This is a genomic window from Leuconostoc sp. JNUCC 76 (assembly GCF_053667755.1).
This window is the reverse complement of the sequence record NZ_CM132206.1, coordinates 370587-387906: the sequence shown is the minus strand read 5'-3', so window position 1 is coordinate 387906 and position 17320 is coordinate 370587. Positions and strand designations below refer to the sequence as shown.

13 protein-coding genes are annotated in these 17320 nt (G+C 37.4%); 4 read left to right on the top strand and 9 right to left on the bottom strand.

Annotation, left to right across the window (positions count from 1 at the left end; all coding sequences use genetic code 11):
* Positions 1 to 10 precede the first annotated feature (10 nt).
* From pepF to JNUCC76_RS02110, 6 genes are all read right to left on the bottom strand, one after another.
* Positions 11 to 1804 (bottom strand): oligoendopeptidase F, encoded by a 1794-nt coding sequence (pepF, locus tag JNUCC76_RS02135; protein WP_454155406.1) that lies wholly within the window; start codon positions 1802 to 1804, stop codon positions 11 to 13.
* A gap of 57 nt (positions 1805 to 1861) precedes the next feature.
* Entirely contained in the window at positions 1862 to 2884 is a 1023-nt protein-coding gene (locus JNUCC76_RS02130; RefSeq protein WP_454155404.1) for a competence protein CoiA, read from the bottom strand.
* Positions 2885 to 2926: 42 nt separating this feature from the next.
* The gene (locus tag JNUCC76_RS02125) at positions 2927 to 4372 is read right to left on the bottom strand and encodes an ABC transporter substrate-binding protein/permease (protein WP_454155402.1); all 1446 of its coding nucleotides are present in this window, start codon (positions 4370 to 4372) and stop codon (positions 2927 to 2929) included.
* Positions 4373 to 4438: 66 nt separating this feature from the next.
* Positions 4439 to 5191 (bottom strand): amino acid ABC transporter ATP-binding protein, encoded by a 753-nt coding sequence (locus JNUCC76_RS02120; protein WP_454155400.1) that lies wholly within the window; start codon positions 5189 to 5191, stop codon positions 4439 to 4441.
* Positions 5188 to 6630, bottom strand: coding sequence for an ABC transporter substrate-binding protein/permease (locus tag JNUCC76_RS02115; RefSeq protein ID WP_454155398.1), 1443 nt, complete (start codon positions 6628 to 6630; stop codon positions 5188 to 5190). Before JNUCC76_RS02115 ends, JNUCC76_RS02120 begins: the two co-directional genes overlap by 4 nt.
* A gap of 254 nt (positions 6631 to 6884) precedes the next feature.
* The gene (locus tag JNUCC76_RS02110) at positions 6885 to 7940 is read right to left on the bottom strand and encodes a BMP family lipoprotein (protein WP_454155396.1); all 1056 of its coding nucleotides are present in this window, start codon (positions 7938 to 7940) and stop codon (positions 6885 to 6887) included.
* A gap of 173 nt (positions 7941 to 8113) precedes the next feature.
* Here JNUCC76_RS02110 and JNUCC76_RS02105 point away from each other — a divergent pair, with 173 nt between their 5' ends.
* Positions 8114 to 9091: a sugar transferase gene (locus JNUCC76_RS02105; RefSeq protein ID WP_454155394.1), complete on the top strand. Its 978-nt coding sequence runs from the start codon at positions 8114 to 8116 to the stop codon at positions 9089 to 9091.
* 69 nt (positions 9092 to 9160) lie between these two features.
* On the opposite strand, the gene JNUCC76_RS02100 is transcribed toward JNUCC76_RS02105, so the two are convergent.
* The 3 genes from JNUCC76_RS02100 to JNUCC76_RS02090 all read right to left on the bottom strand — a co-directional run bounded on the left by JNUCC76_RS02100 (position 9161) and on the right by JNUCC76_RS02090 (position 14393).
* Positions 9161 to 9607, bottom strand: coding sequence for a chemotaxis protein (locus tag JNUCC76_RS02100; protein WP_454155392.1), 447 nt, complete (start codon positions 9605 to 9607; stop codon positions 9161 to 9163).
* Positions 9608 to 9613: 6 nt separating this feature from the next.
* Complete coding sequence (locus tag JNUCC76_RS02095; RefSeq protein ID WP_454155390.1) at positions 9614 to 12277, bottom strand: calcium-translocating P-type ATPase, PMCA-type; 2664 nt, start codon at positions 12275 to 12277, stop codon at positions 9614 to 9616.
* Positions 12278 to 12551: 274 nt separating this feature from the next.
* On the bottom strand, positions 12552 to 14393 hold the full coding sequence (locus tag JNUCC76_RS02090) for a DUF2207 family protein (RefSeq protein ID WP_454155388.1): 1842 nt from the start codon (positions 14391 to 14393) through the stop codon (positions 12552 to 12554).
* A gap of 96 nt (positions 14394 to 14489) precedes the next feature.
* On the opposite strand from JNUCC76_RS02090, the gene JNUCC76_RS02085 reads away from it, so the two are divergent.
* The 3 genes from JNUCC76_RS02085 to JNUCC76_RS02075 all read left to right on the top strand — a co-directional run bounded on the left by JNUCC76_RS02085 (position 14490) and on the right by JNUCC76_RS02075 (position 17309).
* The gene (locus JNUCC76_RS02085; RefSeq protein WP_454155386.1) at positions 14490 to 15149 is read left to right on the top strand and encodes a YoaK family protein; all 660 of its coding nucleotides are present in this window, start codon (positions 14490 to 14492) and stop codon (positions 15147 to 15149) included.
* Between the two features lie 440 nt (positions 15150 to 15589).
* Complete coding sequence (locus JNUCC76_RS02080) at positions 15590 to 16435, top strand: MetQ/NlpA family ABC transporter substrate-binding protein (protein WP_454155384.1); 846 nt, start codon at positions 15590 to 15592, stop codon at positions 16433 to 16435.
* 31 nt (positions 16436 to 16466) lie between these two features.
* Positions 16467 to 17309 (top strand): MetQ/NlpA family ABC transporter substrate-binding protein, encoded by an 843-nt coding sequence (locus JNUCC76_RS02075; protein WP_454155383.1) that lies wholly within the window; start codon positions 16467 to 16469, stop codon positions 17307 to 17309.
* Positions 17310 to 17320 lie beyond the last annotated feature (11 nt).

The following is a 17320-nucleotide window of genomic DNA, read 5'->3' as shown; positions in this document are numbered from 1 at the left end:
GACAAATATTTTACTTTAACATAATTCTTTCAAACTCATTTAATCGCTCTTCAAACACTTTGAAAGCTTCATTTAAATAGCCCGGTTGACTCATGTTAACGCCAGCTTTTTTTATCACATCTAAAGCATAATCTGAATTACCTGCTTTCAGATAGTTCTTATAATCCTCAGCACCATTTTGTGTTAGTATGCGTTCTGCCAAAGTTGTGGCAGCAGCTTCGCCAGTCGAATATTGATAAACATAGAAATTGTAATAAAAATGTGGAATACGTGCCCATTCATACGCGATAGCTTCATCTGGAAATAAGTCCGACCCATAAAACTTTTGATTCAATGATCCATAGAATGTGCTCATCTCATCAGCTGTCAAAGCCACTCCAGCCGCACTTTGTTCATGAATCCATTGCTCAAACTCAGCAAATTGAGTTTGGCGGAAAACTGTTCCTTTGAATCCATCTAGATACTGGTTTAATACATAAGCCTGAAACTTGGGATCATCATTTGTCTTTAGCAAATAATCCGTTAATAATCCCTCATTAGTAGTTGAAGCAATTTCGGCTAAGAATATTGGATAATCACCATAATGATACTCTTGATTATGACGTGTAAAATATGAATGAACCGAATGTCCCATTTCATGAGCCAACGTATAAACGTTATTCAAATTGTTCTGCCAGTTAAGCAAAATGAATGGTTTTGTATCATACGAACCACTTGAATAAGCGCCAGTACGCTTCCCCTTATTTTCAACCACATCAATCCATCGTTCAGCAAAAGCCTTTTGAACAATAGCAATGTAATCCTCGCCTAACGGTGCCAAAGCCGCCAAAACAATTTCTTTTGCCTTTTCATATGTTACTTCAAAATTAATTTCATCAACAAGTGGTACATATAAATCGTAAGAGTGTACATCGTCAACATTAAGAATTTTTTTACGTAATGATACAAAACGATGTAGTAATGGCAGATTGGCATCAACTGTTTTGGTTAATGTTTCAAAAACTGACTCAGGAATATCATTGGCTGTTACAGCAGCTTGACGAGCTGAATCATAGTGACGGGTTTTAGCCAAAAAGTTATGTCCCTTGACATGTGAAGATAAAGTTGAGGCAAATGTATTTTGCAAAGCAATATAACTATCATAAAGCGTTGTGAACGCTTCCTCACGCAATGAACGATCTTTAGACTCCAACAACAATGAATAGAGTCCATTTGTCAATGGCACAATTTCACCTGTTTCAGTATGGACATCACCAAAAACAATATCTGAATTATCCAATGCACCAAAAGTCTGTTCAGAAGCATTAAAGATGTCGCTTGCTCCTGCTAGTAAGGCTTCCTGTTCTGCAGGTAGCGTATGCGGTTTACGAGCTTTTAAAACGTCAAAGAAGTGTACATATTTTTTCAAACCATCTGTCGCTAAGTATGCATCTAACTTCTCGTTTGACAATGCTAACACTTCAGGCTGAAAGAAAGCTGTATTCGCACTTAATTCAGCATATAATCCTTGAACACGAGCATTATACGCACTATACTTTTGGTTAGTTGTATCTTGATCATAAATTTGATGAGCATATACGTAGACTTTTTCGAATTGACGTTCTACTGCTAAATCTGCTTCTAATGCCTCTCTCAAAACATCAGCAGAATCCCCGACGTGTCCAGCATACTTGCTTAATGCTTGTGCAGACTTTCGTGTTTCATCAAAAGCGGCTTCCCAAGCTTCATCTGTCGGAAAAATTGAGGATAAATCCCATGTGAGATTTTCTGGTACTTGATTACGTAATAGTTGTTTTTCAGACATAATTATTTAATTTGCGATCAAACGCATACTCCTTATCATTCAGTACTAATCATTTTATCATATTTTCACTATACTTTGTTGGCGCGCATTTTTCCACTGTGGCAAACGTCGCACCAATATGTAGTTCTCTTGCTGCAAAATGTAATCATGTACTTCGAGATCATGGTATAATTCTGCAATTTGTTGTTTCCTAAATATATTATCACCTAGCAAAAAAGGGATTAGCTTAACTGTTAGTTCTGCCTTTTTCACAACATTTTGTTGACCTATTTTTTCTAAAAATAGAATAGTAATCAAGCGCCAATACCAATTAGGTACCTTAAGCCCAAAAGTATTTCCACCGTGTACCCACACGGGCACATCCATTAGCAGCCGATTCTTTTTGTATAGATAGTCAACCAATTTAGGATCGACTCGTTGCTGTAGAATTAAGCTTTGCAGTTTATATATTTGTTTAGTAACATTTAATCTCGTTCTTTGTTTTGGAACTTTCGCATTAAATAATGTTGTATCTATTTTATCAACAAAATGTACACGTGAAAAATCTTGTTTTCTGAAATGCTGCCGATGCACAAAATATTGTTTATCGGGCAAATAGAAAATCAATGCATTATCAGCCATGAATTTCAAAATTATTCCTTGTGTCATTGTTCTATTAAAATAAGTTTTCCCTAAAATCCAAATAACATGAATATTTTCAGCTAAGTATCCTTTATTTCTCATATCGAGTTTTTTTTGCGATATGGGACTGCACTGATACTCAATAGCTATTCTTTTATGATTGTGTATTAGAAGTATATCTGGTCGCTGTTGAATTTCTGGCAAAACTGCTTCAATTTGCACATCACCATAATACTGTAGTTTAGACGCGAGTTGCAACTTTCCAGACAAATGTTGTATCGATTCGTTTTCAGTAAAAGTCACACATACCGCACCGGCACAATGGGAAAAATGTTTTTGTTTAACTTCGCCATTCTTTAAAATAACTTTTTCCTGGCACCCAGGGCAAAAATAATTATTTCTTTTATTTGCTTCGTCGGCTCGTACATATTTCTTGTTACTATCACATGCAATAATCATAAAAACACCTCTAATTCATCATACGAATTAGAGGTGTCCTTATCACTGTATTTTCTTTTGAACCCAGTTGCTCAACCATGTGAGTAATGTAATAATTATCAAATAAATAATAGCGATAATTGCCCAAACCCGAAAACCTTGTGAGTTTCGCGCCACGATTAAGGTTCCAGTTTGTGTTAACTCTAAAATACCAATGGCTGACAAGATTGAGGTATCCTTCAACGTGATGATAAATTGGTTAATGAAACTTGGTACCATAATCTTCAATCCTTGTGGCATGATGACTTTACGCATCGAACGATTATAAGTGAACCCCAGGCTTCGTGCTGCCTCTATTTGACCTTTATCAACGGCTTCAAAGCCACCACGTACAAACGCCCCTGTATAAGCACCTTCATTTAAGATTAGAGTAATTAGTCCTGCTGTAAAGGCAGGTATCTTTGTTCCAATCACTCCTGGCAAACCAATATAAATGAAGAATGCCAATACCATCAATGGCAAACCACGGAAAATGTAAATAAGTGTTGTTGACAAACCACGAACTGCGCTGTTTTGACTAACACCCATGACACCTAATATGACACCCCAAATCGAGGCTAAGATAATGCCCAGAATTGTTAATAACAGTGTTTGCCACAAGCCACGCATAAACGCCCCATTATTGGCTTTTAAAATACCTAGCACTGAATTATTGTTTTTCTTAGAACCAGTAAACGTTGACTGTGTCGCACCAAGATATTTTTTGATAATTTTGTCGTAGGTACCGTCTTTTTTAATGGATGCATATCCCCTATCGAAGGATGCCAATAATTCTTTATTTTCGCCTTTTTTCACGAAAAAACCGTATGATCCAGCATTACCTGGATTATTGGCATTCATTACCTTAAGCTTTACACCATTTTTAATAGCATATTGGATGACTGGCATATCCTCGAAAGTGGCAGCAGAGTTACCCACAACGACATCATTATACATCGTATCAGTATCATTAAAATATTTGATGTTGAATCCGTATTTACTTTGAAGCGACTTACCATATTCAGAGGCAGCTGTGCCTGTTTTCAAAGCTACTGTTTTTCCTTTCAAATCTTTTAAAGACTTAATTTCACTGCCCGTTTTCACAATCCAAGCGACACCAGTTTTATAATAAGGCGTCGAATTATCATAAACTTCTTTGCGTTCATCTGTAATAGCCATACCGGCAATAATGCCATCCGCTTGATCATTAGCCACTAGTTGCGCCGCTGAGGTAAAGCTCATTGGTTTAAGTGTATAAGTGAAATTTTCTCGTTTAGCAATTTCTTTCAAAATATCTTGATCAATACCAATATAATCATTGTTCTTATCCTGAAAGTCAAATGGTGGATAAGTGGCATCTGTTGAAATTGTATAATGTGGTTTATCGGCATGAATATGATCTGCGATTAATGAAAAAGATAGTAGTGCTACAACCAGTGTAACAGCAAGGATGAAACCTTTTTTGAACATGTTTTTCCCTCTCAAAAAAAGATGGCATTTTAAGCCATCTTACTTAATTGTTGTTTGTTTACGCTATTATGCATGCATAACTTTGCTCAAGAATTCTTGTAAACGCTCATTTTTTGGTGCATTGAAAACTTGTTCTGGTACACCAGATTCTTGAATCTTACCTGATTCAAAGAACACAACCCGATCTGCCACTTGTTTAGCAAATCCCATTTCGTGTGTCACAATAATCATTGTCATACCTGATTCGGCCAAATTCTTCATAACATCCAGAACATCCCCAACCATTTCTGGGTCCAAAGCAGATGTTGGTTCATCGAAGAGCATAATATCTGGCTCCATGGCTAATGCACGTGCAATAGCAATACGTTGCTTTTGTCCACCAGATAATGAATTCACTGATACATCTGCTTTTTCAGCTAGACCAACCGTTTCCAATAATTCACGGGCTTTTTTTTCGGCCTTTTCTTTATCCATCTTACCAAGTTCAACAGGTGCCAACATGATATTTTCTAAAACAGTATAGTTATTAAATAAATTGAAGCTTTGGAAAACCATACCAATATTTTCACGAACTTTATTGATATCGGTGCCTTCATCAGAAAGATTATAACCATCAACAACGATCGTGCCATTGTCAGGCGTTTCTAACTGATTCAACATACGTAAGAATGTTGATTTACCTGAACCAGATGGTCCAATCATTACAACAACTTCATTTTCATTGATATCTAAGGAAATATCGCGCAAAACATGGTTCGAACCGTATGATTTATTAACTTTATCGACATGTACTTTAACTTTAGTTTGTGCTTCACTCATGCACGTGTCCTCTTTTCTACCCAATTACTCAACCACGTGAGTAATGTAATAACGACTAAGTATATCACAGCCACAATAGCCCATACACGGAAACCTTGCGAATTACGTGACACGATTAAGGTTCCAGTTTGTGTTAACTCTAAAATACCAATGGCTGACAAGATTGAGGTATCCTTCAACGTGATAATAAATTGGTTAATGAAACTTGGCACCATAATCTTCAATCCTTGTGGCATGATGACCTTACGCATCGAACGATTATAAGTGAATCCCAGGCTTCGGGCTGCTTCCATCTGACCTTTATCAACGGCTTCAAAGCCACCACGTACAAAGGCCCCTGTATAAGCACCTTCATTTAAGATTAAGGTAATTAGTCCTGCTGTAAAGGCGGGTATCTTTGTTCCAATCACTCCTGGCAAACCAATATAAATGAAGAATGCCAATACCATCAATGGCAAACCACGGAAAATGTAAATAAGTGTTGTTGACAAACCACGAACTGCGCTGTTTTGACTAACACCCATGACACCTAATATGACACCCCAAATCGAGGCTAAGATAATACCCAGAATTGTTAATAACAGTGTTTGCCACAAGCCACGCATAAACGCCCCATTGTTGGCTTTTAAAATACCTAATACTGAGTTATTATCCGACTTTTTACCAGTAAAATCCGATGCCGGTGCACCAAGATATTTTTTGATAATTTTGTCATATGTACCGTCTTTTTTAATGGATGCATATCCCTTGTTAAAGGAGGCTAAAAGTTGTTTGTTTTGGCCCTTTTTAACGGCGAATCCATACCATCCTGATTCATATGGTGACTTCGCGTTTATAACTTTCAGTTTTGTGCCATTTTTAATACTGTATTGCAACACTGGTAAATCGCCAAATGTTGCCTGTGAATTATCATTCACAACATCATTGTATAACGTATCTGAATCATTAAAATAGGTAACCTTGAAGCCATACTGCTTTTGAATTGAAAGTGCGTAATCAGCACCCGCAGTTCCCGTCTTTAAGGCAACGGTTTTTCCTTTTAAATCGCTTAACGACTTGATATTAGATCCCTTTTTTACTGCCCATGCAATACCAGATTTATAATAAGGTGTTCCAAAGTCAAACACCTCTTTTCGTTCGTCAGTAATTGACATACCAGCGATGATTCCATCAGCTTGACCTGATGTAACTGATTGTGTTGCCGCATTGAAGCTCATAGGCTTTAATGTATACGTGAATCCTTCACGTTTTGCAATAGTTTTCAAGATTTCTTGATCAATACCTGTATATTGATTATTGCTATCTTGAAAATCAAATGGCGGATATGTTGCATCCGTTGTGATGATGTAGTTTGGTTTTGCTGCGCTGACTGTCGTTACAGATGCCATTGCAATGAAACTAACTGCAAGCGTTGTGAGAATTATCCATATTTTTTTCATAATATATTTAGTATAACAAAAAAACGATTGGATAGACCAGATAATGTTAGATTTTAATCTAAAAGCATATAACATTTTATCCTGAAATGCAGCTAATCTGTCGATGTATTCCGAAAAGTCGTTTATTTTTGCAATGTTATTAATCTGTATCCAAGAAATTGTAGTAGAAACTGCTCTCTATTTTGAGTTCAATATTACATCAAAAAAAAATTATCGACTGATCACTCGATAATTTTTTACTTAGTTGTTCGTTTTTAAGGATGCACTGGTACAGTGATTTTTCCGCTAATAATCTTCTTTTGTGCCGTCTGAACTGCTGACCAAACATCATCAGAAGCTGAATCTTTTGATAAGCTTACCCCTTTTTGCTTCAGGCCATATGTAATGGTCTTTCCACCAGGGAACTTATCGTTTTTCGCTTTGTTTGCAACATCTTCAACCGCACTGTCAACACGCTTAACTGCAGATACTAAAGTGAAGTTAGAAGTTTTACCGTCTTTGTCTTTATAGTTACCATCAGTTTTTTGATCACGATCGACACCGATGACCCAAACCTTTTTATCTGTATTTGCAGCTAACTTTTGGTTTTCTGCCTTGGCTTCAGCAAACACACCATTACCTGCACCACCGGCAGCTTGGAAAATCACATCAGCACCATTCGCAACCATTGAAGCTGCGATTGTCTTTCCTTTAGCTGCATCTGAAAATGAATCTGTATATTGCGTAATGACCTTGATGCTGCTGTCTGTGTCTTTCACACCAGCTTTAAATCCAGCTTCAAAAGTGTCAATTGTATCACTGTGAATACCGCCGACAAAACCAACGGTCTTTGACTTAGTTTGCTTTGCCGCAGCAACACCCGCCAAATAAGATGATTGTTCTGATTTGAAGAGCAATGAGGCTACGTTTTTGTTGTTTACGACTGAATCAATAATCGCAAAATTAGTCTTAGAATTAGCCTTGGAAACACTAGTAACGGCAGGGGCAGCTGCGAATCCCACACCATATACTAATTTATAACCACCCTTAACAGCAGTTTGCAAATTAGTTTTTATATCCGAAGTATCTGAACTTAAGAAATAGTTATAGCCACCTTTCCCTTGTTCGAGGTTGTTAGACTTTCCATAGGCTTTCAATCCCTCCCATGCTGATTGGTTAAATGATCGGTCGTCAATACCACCGCCATCAGTAACCAAAGCTACAGCGTATCCTGTACTTTTAGTAGAAGACTTTTGCGTTGTGGCATAAATACCACCACCAATAACGACTACTGCTGCTACACCAATACCAATTTTTGCTGAACGTTGCATATCTTTTCTCCAAATATTCTTTATGCTCTTATTATCCGTTTTTTAAGTAGCTTTTTTCTTAGAATTTGATTAAAAGTCTGTTTTATATCCGAATATTAAACGTTTTGTTATTTTATAGTTCGCTTTTTGACGAAAAACATTTAAAAATGTTCGGATTTTGATATAATCGTACTATGACAAACTTTATAACTCATACAATAGAACCCTGGATGCCACCAAGTGCTTTAAAAGCCAAAGCGGACTACGCAGCAATTGCCGGTGCAACTGGTTGGAAAATTTTACCTTTAGAACGCTATAACGATGGACGTTTTGACAGCGAAACACGTCAACAAAAGATTCGATCATGGTTAAATATGGTAAAACCTGGTGATCAGGTCATACACCAATTTCCAACTTATATGAGCGCTGATTTTGAACTTGAATTTATCACAGCCTTGAGTAAACATCAGGCGCGGAGCACTATATTGATTCATGATATTGAGCCTTTACGCTTGATTAAAACAACGCCTTGGGAACTAAATGTGTTAAACAACTATGACACCATTATCGTTCATTCGCAAGCAATGTATGATGAACTTAAGAAATTGGGTATTCACGTACCTGCGATTATTCAACCTTTTTTTGATTATTTAGGTAACGTCACTAAAAAAGCTACTTTTAGTCACAAAATTAACTTTGCGGGTACTTTTCAAAAATCTCCATGGCTTAAACATTATAGTGGCCCTCAAATGGATCTTTTTGGTTCAAGGCCAAAGCGTTGGGCTGACGTGACCTTTCCTTCAAGCATTAACTATCGTGAAAACTTCGATCCTATTAGTATTTTAAATGCTTTTCATAATGGTTTTGGCTTATTATGGGATAATGATTTTGAGGACAAGACATACCAAACCTACACGCGATTCAATGCACCACATAAAGCTAGCTTATATTTACGCGCTGGTTTGCCGTTAATTGCTTGGAATCAAAGTGCAATTGGTCATTTAATCCTGCAATACAATCTAGGGTTTGTTATTGGCTCTTTGTCTGAGCTTGAGAGGATTTCTTCAATATCGGAAAAACAATATGCTAATTGGCAAAAAAATATCATCCCCTTGGCCAAACAACTAGAAAATGGTTATTTCACACAGCAAACACTTAAAAAATTAATCTAATAAAAAAAGAGTAACTTACCAAGTAAGTTACTCTTTTTTCAAACCTTATGTTATAACAGTTTACCGTTCTTAGCGACCGGCACCCATCATAATTTTTGAAACATTTGCTTGTATTTTACCAAGATAAAGTTCTTGGTCTTCCTCTGATTTAACGTATAATGCATCATTCACTGTCTGATCGGCAACATTTAATGCCTCGCTCATCATATTGGTTGCTTCAGCATAGGCACTATAATTTTTAGCCAATGATTTATGCAGCCCCAGCAAACGAACAGGTGCTTGAACCGTATTTAAAATTTGAGCATTTTTTTGATATGCCGCTACAGCATCTTCAAATTCTGCTTTGATTTCAGCGAATTCTGCTGCAGGGATATCTGCAACAGAATTCGTTTCCTTTGCATCATCTAACTTTGTAAAGAATGGTGCCACACGATCAGCAGTGTCTTGGGTTATTGTTAATACTTCTTGCAATGTTTGTACGTAAACTTGTGCTTGTTTGGGGTTAAATTTTGCCAATGTTGTTTATCCTTTTTTGAAAATTGATCTCTGTATCAATTTTACCAGTTCTACGATGACAATGATACTCATTCCAGCCACTAACACAATAGCCCATTGGTAACCATCCAAGTGTGATACGTGGAAAAGTGGATTCAAGCCTGGAATAACAACAACTGCAGCCATTACTATAACAGATCCTAACAATGCCCAGTTAAACATTTTGTTTTGGAAAGCTTGCGGCCCAATCATTGAACCATAGACAGATTTTACGTTAATGGCATTGAACATTTGCATTAAACCAAGCGTCATAAAGGCCATTGTCAAAGCATCTTGGTGTGCTAAATGTGCTTCTGGATGAACGGGAGCCGCTAACGCGAATCCATAAACACTTAACACAATCACAGCTTGCAAAATGCCTTGCCAAATGATTGCTGGTCCCACACCACCTGATAAGAAGCTAGCACCACGACCTCTGGGCTTATTCTTCATAATACCCTTCTCAGCCGGTTCAATACCTAATGCAATGGCTGGCAAAGTATCCGTTACTAAGTTAATCCATAAAATCATGATTGGTGCCAATATATTCCAGCCTAACAATGTCATAACGAAAATTGCAATAACTTCAGCTAAGTTTGAGGCCAATAAGTATTGCAAAGCCTTTTGTATGTTGGCAAAGACCTTACGCCCTTCTTCAACGGCATGAACGATTGTAGCAAAGTTATCATCAGCCAAAACCATGTCAGAAGCACCCTTAGATACTTCTGTACCAGTGATACCCATGGCAATACCAATATCGGCTGTCTTCAAGGCTGGGGCATCATTAACACCGTCTCCTGTCATGGCGACGACTTTGCCCTTCTTTTGCCAAGCATTAACAATTTTAACCTTGTGCTCAGGCGCTACTCGTGCATAAACATTATATTTATCAACATTTTGTGCAAATTGCTCTTCACTCATTGCATCTAAATCAGATCCTGAAATAACAGCTGATTCTTTATCCGCTTCATCCAATATACCCAATCGAATAGCAATGGCTGCTGCTGTATCTCGATGATCACCAGTAATCATCATTGGACGAATACCAGCTGCTTTAGCTTCTGCAACGGCTTGTGCGACTTCAGGACGTTCCGGATCAATCATGCCAACGAATCCGGTAAATACTAGTTCCTGTTCAACCGTTTCTGTATTCATATTGCCAGGTATTTGATCAACTGTCTTATAAGCGAAACCAAGTACACGAAGTGCTTGTGTTGCTAGCTCTGAGTTAATCGACAAGAGCTTTGCTCGAATATCATCGGATAATGGCTTAATTTCACCATTAATCTCAATTCGTGTCGCACGCTTAAGTAATTCATCAGGTGCGCCCTTGACAGTTACGATATACCCAGTTGGTGCCGGATGAACAGTTGACATTAGCTTACGTTCTGAATCGAATGGAATTTCAGCCACACGTGGCATTTCTGTAAACAGCTTGTCTAAATCACGTCCATGGTTTTCATTAAAAGCAATCAAAGCTGTTTCTGTAGGATCACCGATAAAACCATTTTCAGTTCGCTTTGTATCGTTATTTAAAGCCAAAATATCTGCTAAGCATGCGTAAGTTCCCGTCAATTCTTCAGTAGTAGCAGCATCAGAAATTTCAGTATTGACGACTAATTTCTCCACAGTCATCTTGTTTTGTGTCAAGGTACCCGTTTTATCAGATCCGATAATATCTGTAGATCCCAGCGTTTCTACCGCAGGTAGTTTACGAACTAGTGCATGACGAGCGGCCATACGCGTTGTTCCTAATGCTAAGGTTATTGTTACAATGGCAGGTAATCCTTCTGGAATTGCCGCCACCGCTAGAGAAATGGAGGTCAACAACATGTCAATAATTGTTTCCTTACCACGTGCTAGGCCAACGATGAAAGTGACCACAGCAATACCAAGAATCAAATAAGTCAATACTTGCCCCAACTTAGCCAAGTTTGCTTGCAATGGTGTCTTAGTTTCTTCAGTTGCTTCTAACATGCCAGCAATATGACCAATCTCAGTTTGCATACCAGTACTTGTGACGACACCAACACCACGTCCATAAGTCACATTGGTGTTCATGAATCCCAAGTTTGTACGATCACCGAGGGGCAAATCTGTCTCTTGCAGTGTTTCCGCACTCTTATTGATTGGCACAGATTCACCGGTCAGCGATGCCTCTTCAATCTGTAAGGACGCAGATTCAATCAAACGCACATCGGCTGGCACAATATCTCCAGCTTCCAAACGAACAATATCACCGACTACTAATTCTGTGGACTTAATTGAAGTTTCTTTACCATCACGAATTACACTAGCATTTGGTGTCGACATTTCTTTTAGGGCATTAATCGCATCTTCAGCTTTAGCTTCTTGGAAAACACCAAAAATGGCGTTAATAATAACAATAGCCAAAATGAAAATTGCATCAATCACTTCTCCAGTAAATGCGGCAATAATGGCGGCGGCCAACAGAATAGCAATCATCAAGTCCTTAAATTGATTGATAAATTTTTGGACTAAATTCGTCGACTTTGCTTCATTCAATTGATTGGCGCCATTTTGCTCAAGACGTTTATTAGCTTCAGAACTCGAAAGCCCCTTTTTTTCATCGGTCTGCAGGTGAGATAACACTTTTGCGCTATCTTGGTTATAGAGTGGCTTATCTGCCATGTGGAATATCTCCTTAATATTTCAAATAAATTTCCGAATGATTACTAACAAAAAAGAAAAAACCCATGTAAACACAAATAAAAGTGTGTTTACATGAGTCTCACTGTTTAATGCTGAACCGGCGCAATAAAGCGCGATATAAAACATTGCTGTTTTGCTTTGACGATTCAGCCACGATCATTCCGTCAGTTACTCCCTCAGAAATTAACTTATGTTTATAGTATAACAAATTTTTCTAAGTACGTGTCATTTTTGTTTTGGAATTTTTATCATTTTAGAAAGCACCATCACTGCCGCCGCCAGCACCTCCTGATGAGCCGGTGGAGAATCCCCCACCGTCGCCATTCACATTATTATCGACGTGAAAAGCACCATCATTTTCAATACTATAAATCAAGTTATCGCTCCAGTTATCGCCATATAGCATGATTGGCACAAAAATTATAGAGTCATCTGTATCAACCTTTTGTGACCAAACTTTCATTTGTTTTGCGACATTTTTTGCCTCGCCAAATATGACAGCATAGGCCAACAACTTATCCCAAAGTTGTACGTCCAAAACCGTTTTATTCTCTAAATGAGCAATATCATGTAGCATTTTGGCAAATCCATCCCACTGCCATTTTTCCTGAAAACCATTAGGAACCTTATAAAATATTGCTGGTTTAATACTAAAAATAAGAACTAATATGACAACAATAATTTCCGTAAAACTAACATACCACATGGACCATACTTGTGTACTATAAGCAAACATTCCTAACAAAAATGTCGATATGATTGTGCTAATAATTAGGGCTAGCGTTAGAAAAAATTGCTGGTTTTTTATTTTGTTAGTCAATACGTGGTCAATTATTGAAGCCTGTTTTTCAGCTTCCTTTAGTGCTTTTGTAAAAGAACTGATATCTTTTTTAATCCGATTTGACACTCCTGATTCTGGCTGCTTAAATTCGGCATGTACAACTGGTCTACGATACTTACCAAAAATCATATTGATGAAAACTAATTCAAATGGCTGTAAATTCGTTTCATCCAAAACTGAATAAGTTATGTCATCTTGCTTTTGAATATCGTCATATGTCATTGCAATTTTGCGACGAGCAATCAAATCCAGTAGTGTTGCAATGATAAGTTTCGCATTGGTAACTGATTTAGCAATTCGTTCACTGACCAGAGCTGGTCCAATATCATTTGGTATATCAAAGATATGGACAATGTCACCAGTTACACCGCTTTTTTGTCGCGCACTTTGTAATAGCTTTCGTCGTTGGATAGTCTTTAGAATAATAATAAATACGATTATCAAAATAACAATTGGAGAAACAATGAATCCAATTACTTTCTTTATCTGTAAGGATTTTTTATTTTTTAACACAATCGCTTTTTCTTGCTTTTGAATATAGGCAGCACGGTTACCTGGCTGCTTATTCGTATTCAACGGTGTCTGACTTGTATCAAAATAAGTATGGACTTCAACGGTGTCATCAGGACCAATTTTCCCGCTGTTAACTGTTATGTTTGCCTGTTTCTTATTGACAAGAACATTTCCCACCGACCGACCATGTACCCAAGCTTTTAAAGTTGATGCTGGTTGATTAGGCAGTACAAATTCCAAACGTAATTTTTCGATGGTAACATCCCTAGTACCTATTGGTAGCCAGTTTATCTCGGCAATATCATCCCAATTTACCACGACACCTTTTAAAATGTAATGATAAAACATTGTCAACTGATCATTCTCTTGAACCGGATAATATATTTTTTCTTGAACCAGCTGACTGGTCTTTGTTTCAACGTAGCCATAGCTACTGTCACCTTGACGAGGTAAAATGGTCTGCTTTGCCCCATTGTTATGGCTAACCTCAATTGAAGTTAATCCTCCCCACTGTAATGATTGTGAATCAGTTCCTTTTTTAAGTGATTCTTTAAAATAAACACCGTTCATCTCATCATCAAAATGATAAGTTACCTTTTTAGTAATATGCGCATCCCCATTGGCATCAATTTGTACAACCTCATTCAAATCAGTAATACGATAATTGCCATCTGCAGAAACCGTTAAAACACCCATCATGGCAAATAAAAATGTAAATACCACTATCTTCAATTTTAACAATAAACTTCCCCTCTCTTAATGGTAATATCAGTATATCTATTTTTTACTAGTATTAGCAAATCAGGCGTGTTAAAATAATATTTTTTAGGAGATGTTATGATATTGAAGAATAAAAATCCAATGCAAGAACGATTGCGCATTGGTCTACTGCTCGTCATGAATTCGGGTTTTATCGACTCGTACACATTTGAATACCACCACGAACGATTTGCTAGCTTACAAACTGGAAATATTATCCAAGCAGGATTCCACCTCGCCCAAGGGCACTGGGAAGCGACATTATTTTTTGTGATCCCAATCATTTTCTTCGTGCTTGGGGCTGCATTTAATACTCTATTAAATCATTTTGTTCCAGCTGGCAAATTATCTTTACAACAGCATAGTATTTTGATCGAATTTATTGGTATTGCAATTATTGGTATCTTTAATTATCACCTAGCTAGTACGGTCATCATATCGGCACTGTCCTTTTTATTAGCAATGCAGTTAGACTCGTTTCCAAAATTACGTGGTCTACCTTTCACAAGCGTTATGTCAACTGGAAATTTACGTAATGTGGGCACCAATATCGTAAAATACTTTATTAGCCGTGACCATATTTTTCTACATAATGCATGGGTCTTTTCAATACTAGTTGTCTTTTTCATGGTTGGTGCTTTCTCTTCTGCCGTTCTTTCTGGTATTTTTGGCACTTTCGCACTACTTGGTTCCAGCATAATTATGTTTGTTGTTTTCTTGTTATTATTCAAGAATTAAATAAAACATTTGACAAATAATTATAATCTAGTTATTATAGGCTATAACGATTTTTAAAACGAAAACAAATTGAACAGAAAAGTAGCAATTTATCGAAGCTAAGAAAGCTGACGGTTGATGAGAGCCAGCGTGAGTGCGATTGTGAAAATGACCTGTGATTGGTGTATGCGAATCGGTTTACCGTTAAGCATACAACGACTTGGCCCCCGTTACCGGGCACACCATTCGGCTAGGATCATCTCCCGATGCCTGATGGTTAGTGAGCAAATATTTGGTAACAAATATCTACAACTCAGAATGGTAACACGCTATTTTTAGCCGTTTCTGTATCTATGATATGGAAACGGCTTTTTTGAACTCATCAAAACTGTTTCGTTCTGTTGTTTGTTTTAAAAATCTGTTTTGCACGTTATTTGGGAATATTGAGGAGAATATATATTATGAGCAAAAAAGCCAAATGGCTTATTGGTGGTGCTGCAGTAATTATAATTGCTGGTGCCGCTTACGCCAGCTTTGGGCAACACTCAAAAGCATCGTCCAAAACAGTAACCATTGGTATAATGTCTGGCTCAAAACAAGACCAAGCCATTTGGAATACTGTTAAGAAAACTGCTAAAGATAAATATGGCATTACAATTAAATTCAAAGAATTTACAGATTATTCACAACCGAACAAAGCCTTGGCTGCAGGCGATATTGATCTTAACGCCTTCCAGCATTATGCATTCTTAAAGGCGTCAAATAAAGCAACTGGTAATAAAATTGTTTCAATCGGCGACACGGTTATTTCACCTATCCGATTGTATTCTAAAACATACACCAAGGTTTCTCAGTTCAAAAGTGGCGACACCATCGCCGTACCAAATGACCCATCAAATGAAAGCCGGTCACTGTATGTTTTAAAAGCTGCTGGATTAATCGATTTAAAAAATGGTCTAACGACTGCGACAGTTAAAGACATCACAAAAAATCCTAAAAATTTGAAAATTAAAGAATTAGCTGCCGATCAAACTGCTCGTACCTTATCTGACATCCAAGGCGCAGTAATCAACGGCACTTATGCAGATTCAGCTAAATTGGACTATAAAAAAGCCATTTTCGTTGAACCAATTAACAAGAACTCACATCAATGGGTTAACATTATTGCCGCAAACAGCAAAGATAAAGACAATAAAACTTATAAGCAAGTTGTGAAGGCTTACCAAACAGATGCCGTTAAGAAAGCCATTAATAAGCAATACGCTGGTGTTGAACTACCTGCTTGGGATAAAGATTTTTCAAAATAAGAATTAATTAGATACTACGGGAGAATTTATTATGAGTAAGAAAAAGAACTATATTATCGCTGGCGTTGCCGTTGTCGTTATCGCTGCTGCAGCCTACCTATCATTTGGTGGACAAAGAAAAACAGAATCTAAGACCGTTACTATTGGTGTAATGGCTGGGTCAAAAGCGGAAGATGAAATCTGGGCCTCCACTATTAAAACTGCCAAAGATAAGTACGGCATTACTTTGAAAACAAAGAAATTCACTGACTATTCACAACCAAACAAAGCCTTAGCAGATGGTGACATTGATCTAAATGCTTTCCAAAACTATCCTTTTTTGAAGAACTGGAACAAAACATACAAGACTAACATTGTTTCTATTGGAGATACTTGGACAACTCCACTTCGTATATACTCAACGTCATATAAGAAGATCTCTGAATTTAAGTCTGGTGACCAAATTTTGGTAGCCAACGACGTCACTAACGAAAATCGTGGTATTCATCTTTTGGCTGAAGCAGGGCTAATTAAGATTAAGGATACTGATACTGCTACACCAAAAGATATCACATCAAATCCTAAAAACTTGACGATTACGCCGGTTGATGCTTCGCAAACCGCTAAATCATTAAATGATTCAAAAGTTGCTGGTGCCGTGGTGAACACTAACTACGCCGTATCAGCTAACTTAGATGTCAATTCAGCCATTTACGTTGAAGGTTTGAATAAACAAACAGAACAATACTTCAACTTCATCGCTGCCAATAAGAAAGACAAAGACAACGAGACTTACAAAAAGGTTGTAAAGTCATTGCAAACTGATAAGACAAAAAAACTAGTTAAAAAGTATTACGGTTCAGCGGAAGTTACAGTTTGGGACTATAACAAGTAAAGACATGCGCT

What these genes read in the sequence shown, in the direction of transcription:
- JNUCC76_RS02085 (WP_454155386.1), top strand. Translation starts at nt 14,490, where the DNA reads ATGATATTGAAGAATAAAAATCCAATGCAAGAACGATTGCGCATTGGT.
- JNUCC76_RS02075 (WP_454155383.1), top strand. Translation starts at nt 16,467, where the DNA reads ATGAGTAAGAAAAAGAACTATATTATCGCTGGCGTTGCCGTTGTCGTT.
- JNUCC76_RS02105 (WP_454155394.1), top strand. Translation starts at nt 8,114, where the DNA reads ATGACAAACTTTATAACTCATACAATAGAACCCTGGATGCCACCAAGT.
- pepF (WP_454155406.1), bottom strand. Translation starts at nt 1,804, where the DNA reads ATGTCTGAAAAACAACTATTACGTAATCAAGTACCAGAAAATCTCACA.
- JNUCC76_RS02110 (WP_454155396.1), bottom strand. Translation starts at nt 7,940, where the DNA reads ATGCAACGTTCAGCAAAAATTGGTATTGGTGTAGCAGCAGTAGTCGTT.
- JNUCC76_RS02080 (WP_454155384.1), top strand. Translation starts at nt 15,590, where the DNA reads ATGAGCAAAAAAGCCAAATGGCTTATTGGTGGTGCTGCAGTAATTATA.
- JNUCC76_RS02130 (WP_454155404.1), bottom strand. Translation starts at nt 2,884, where the DNA reads ATGATTATTGCATGTGATAGTAACAAGAAATATGTACGAGCCGACGAA.
- JNUCC76_RS02120 (WP_454155400.1), bottom strand. Translation starts at nt 5,191, where the DNA reads ATGAGTGAAGCACAAACTAAAGTTAAAGTACATGTCGATAAAGTTAAT.
- JNUCC76_RS02115 (WP_454155398.1), bottom strand. Translation starts at nt 6,630, where the DNA reads ATGAAAAAAATATGGATAATTCTCACAACGCTTGCAGTTAGTTTCATT.
- JNUCC76_RS02095 (WP_454155390.1), bottom strand. Translation starts at nt 12,277, where the DNA reads ATGGCAGATAAGCCACTCTATAACCAAGATAGCGCAAAAGTGTTATCT.
- JNUCC76_RS02125 (WP_454155402.1), bottom strand. Translation starts at nt 4,372, where the DNA reads ATGTTCAAAAAAGGTTTCATCCTTGCTGTTACACTGGTTGTAGCACTA.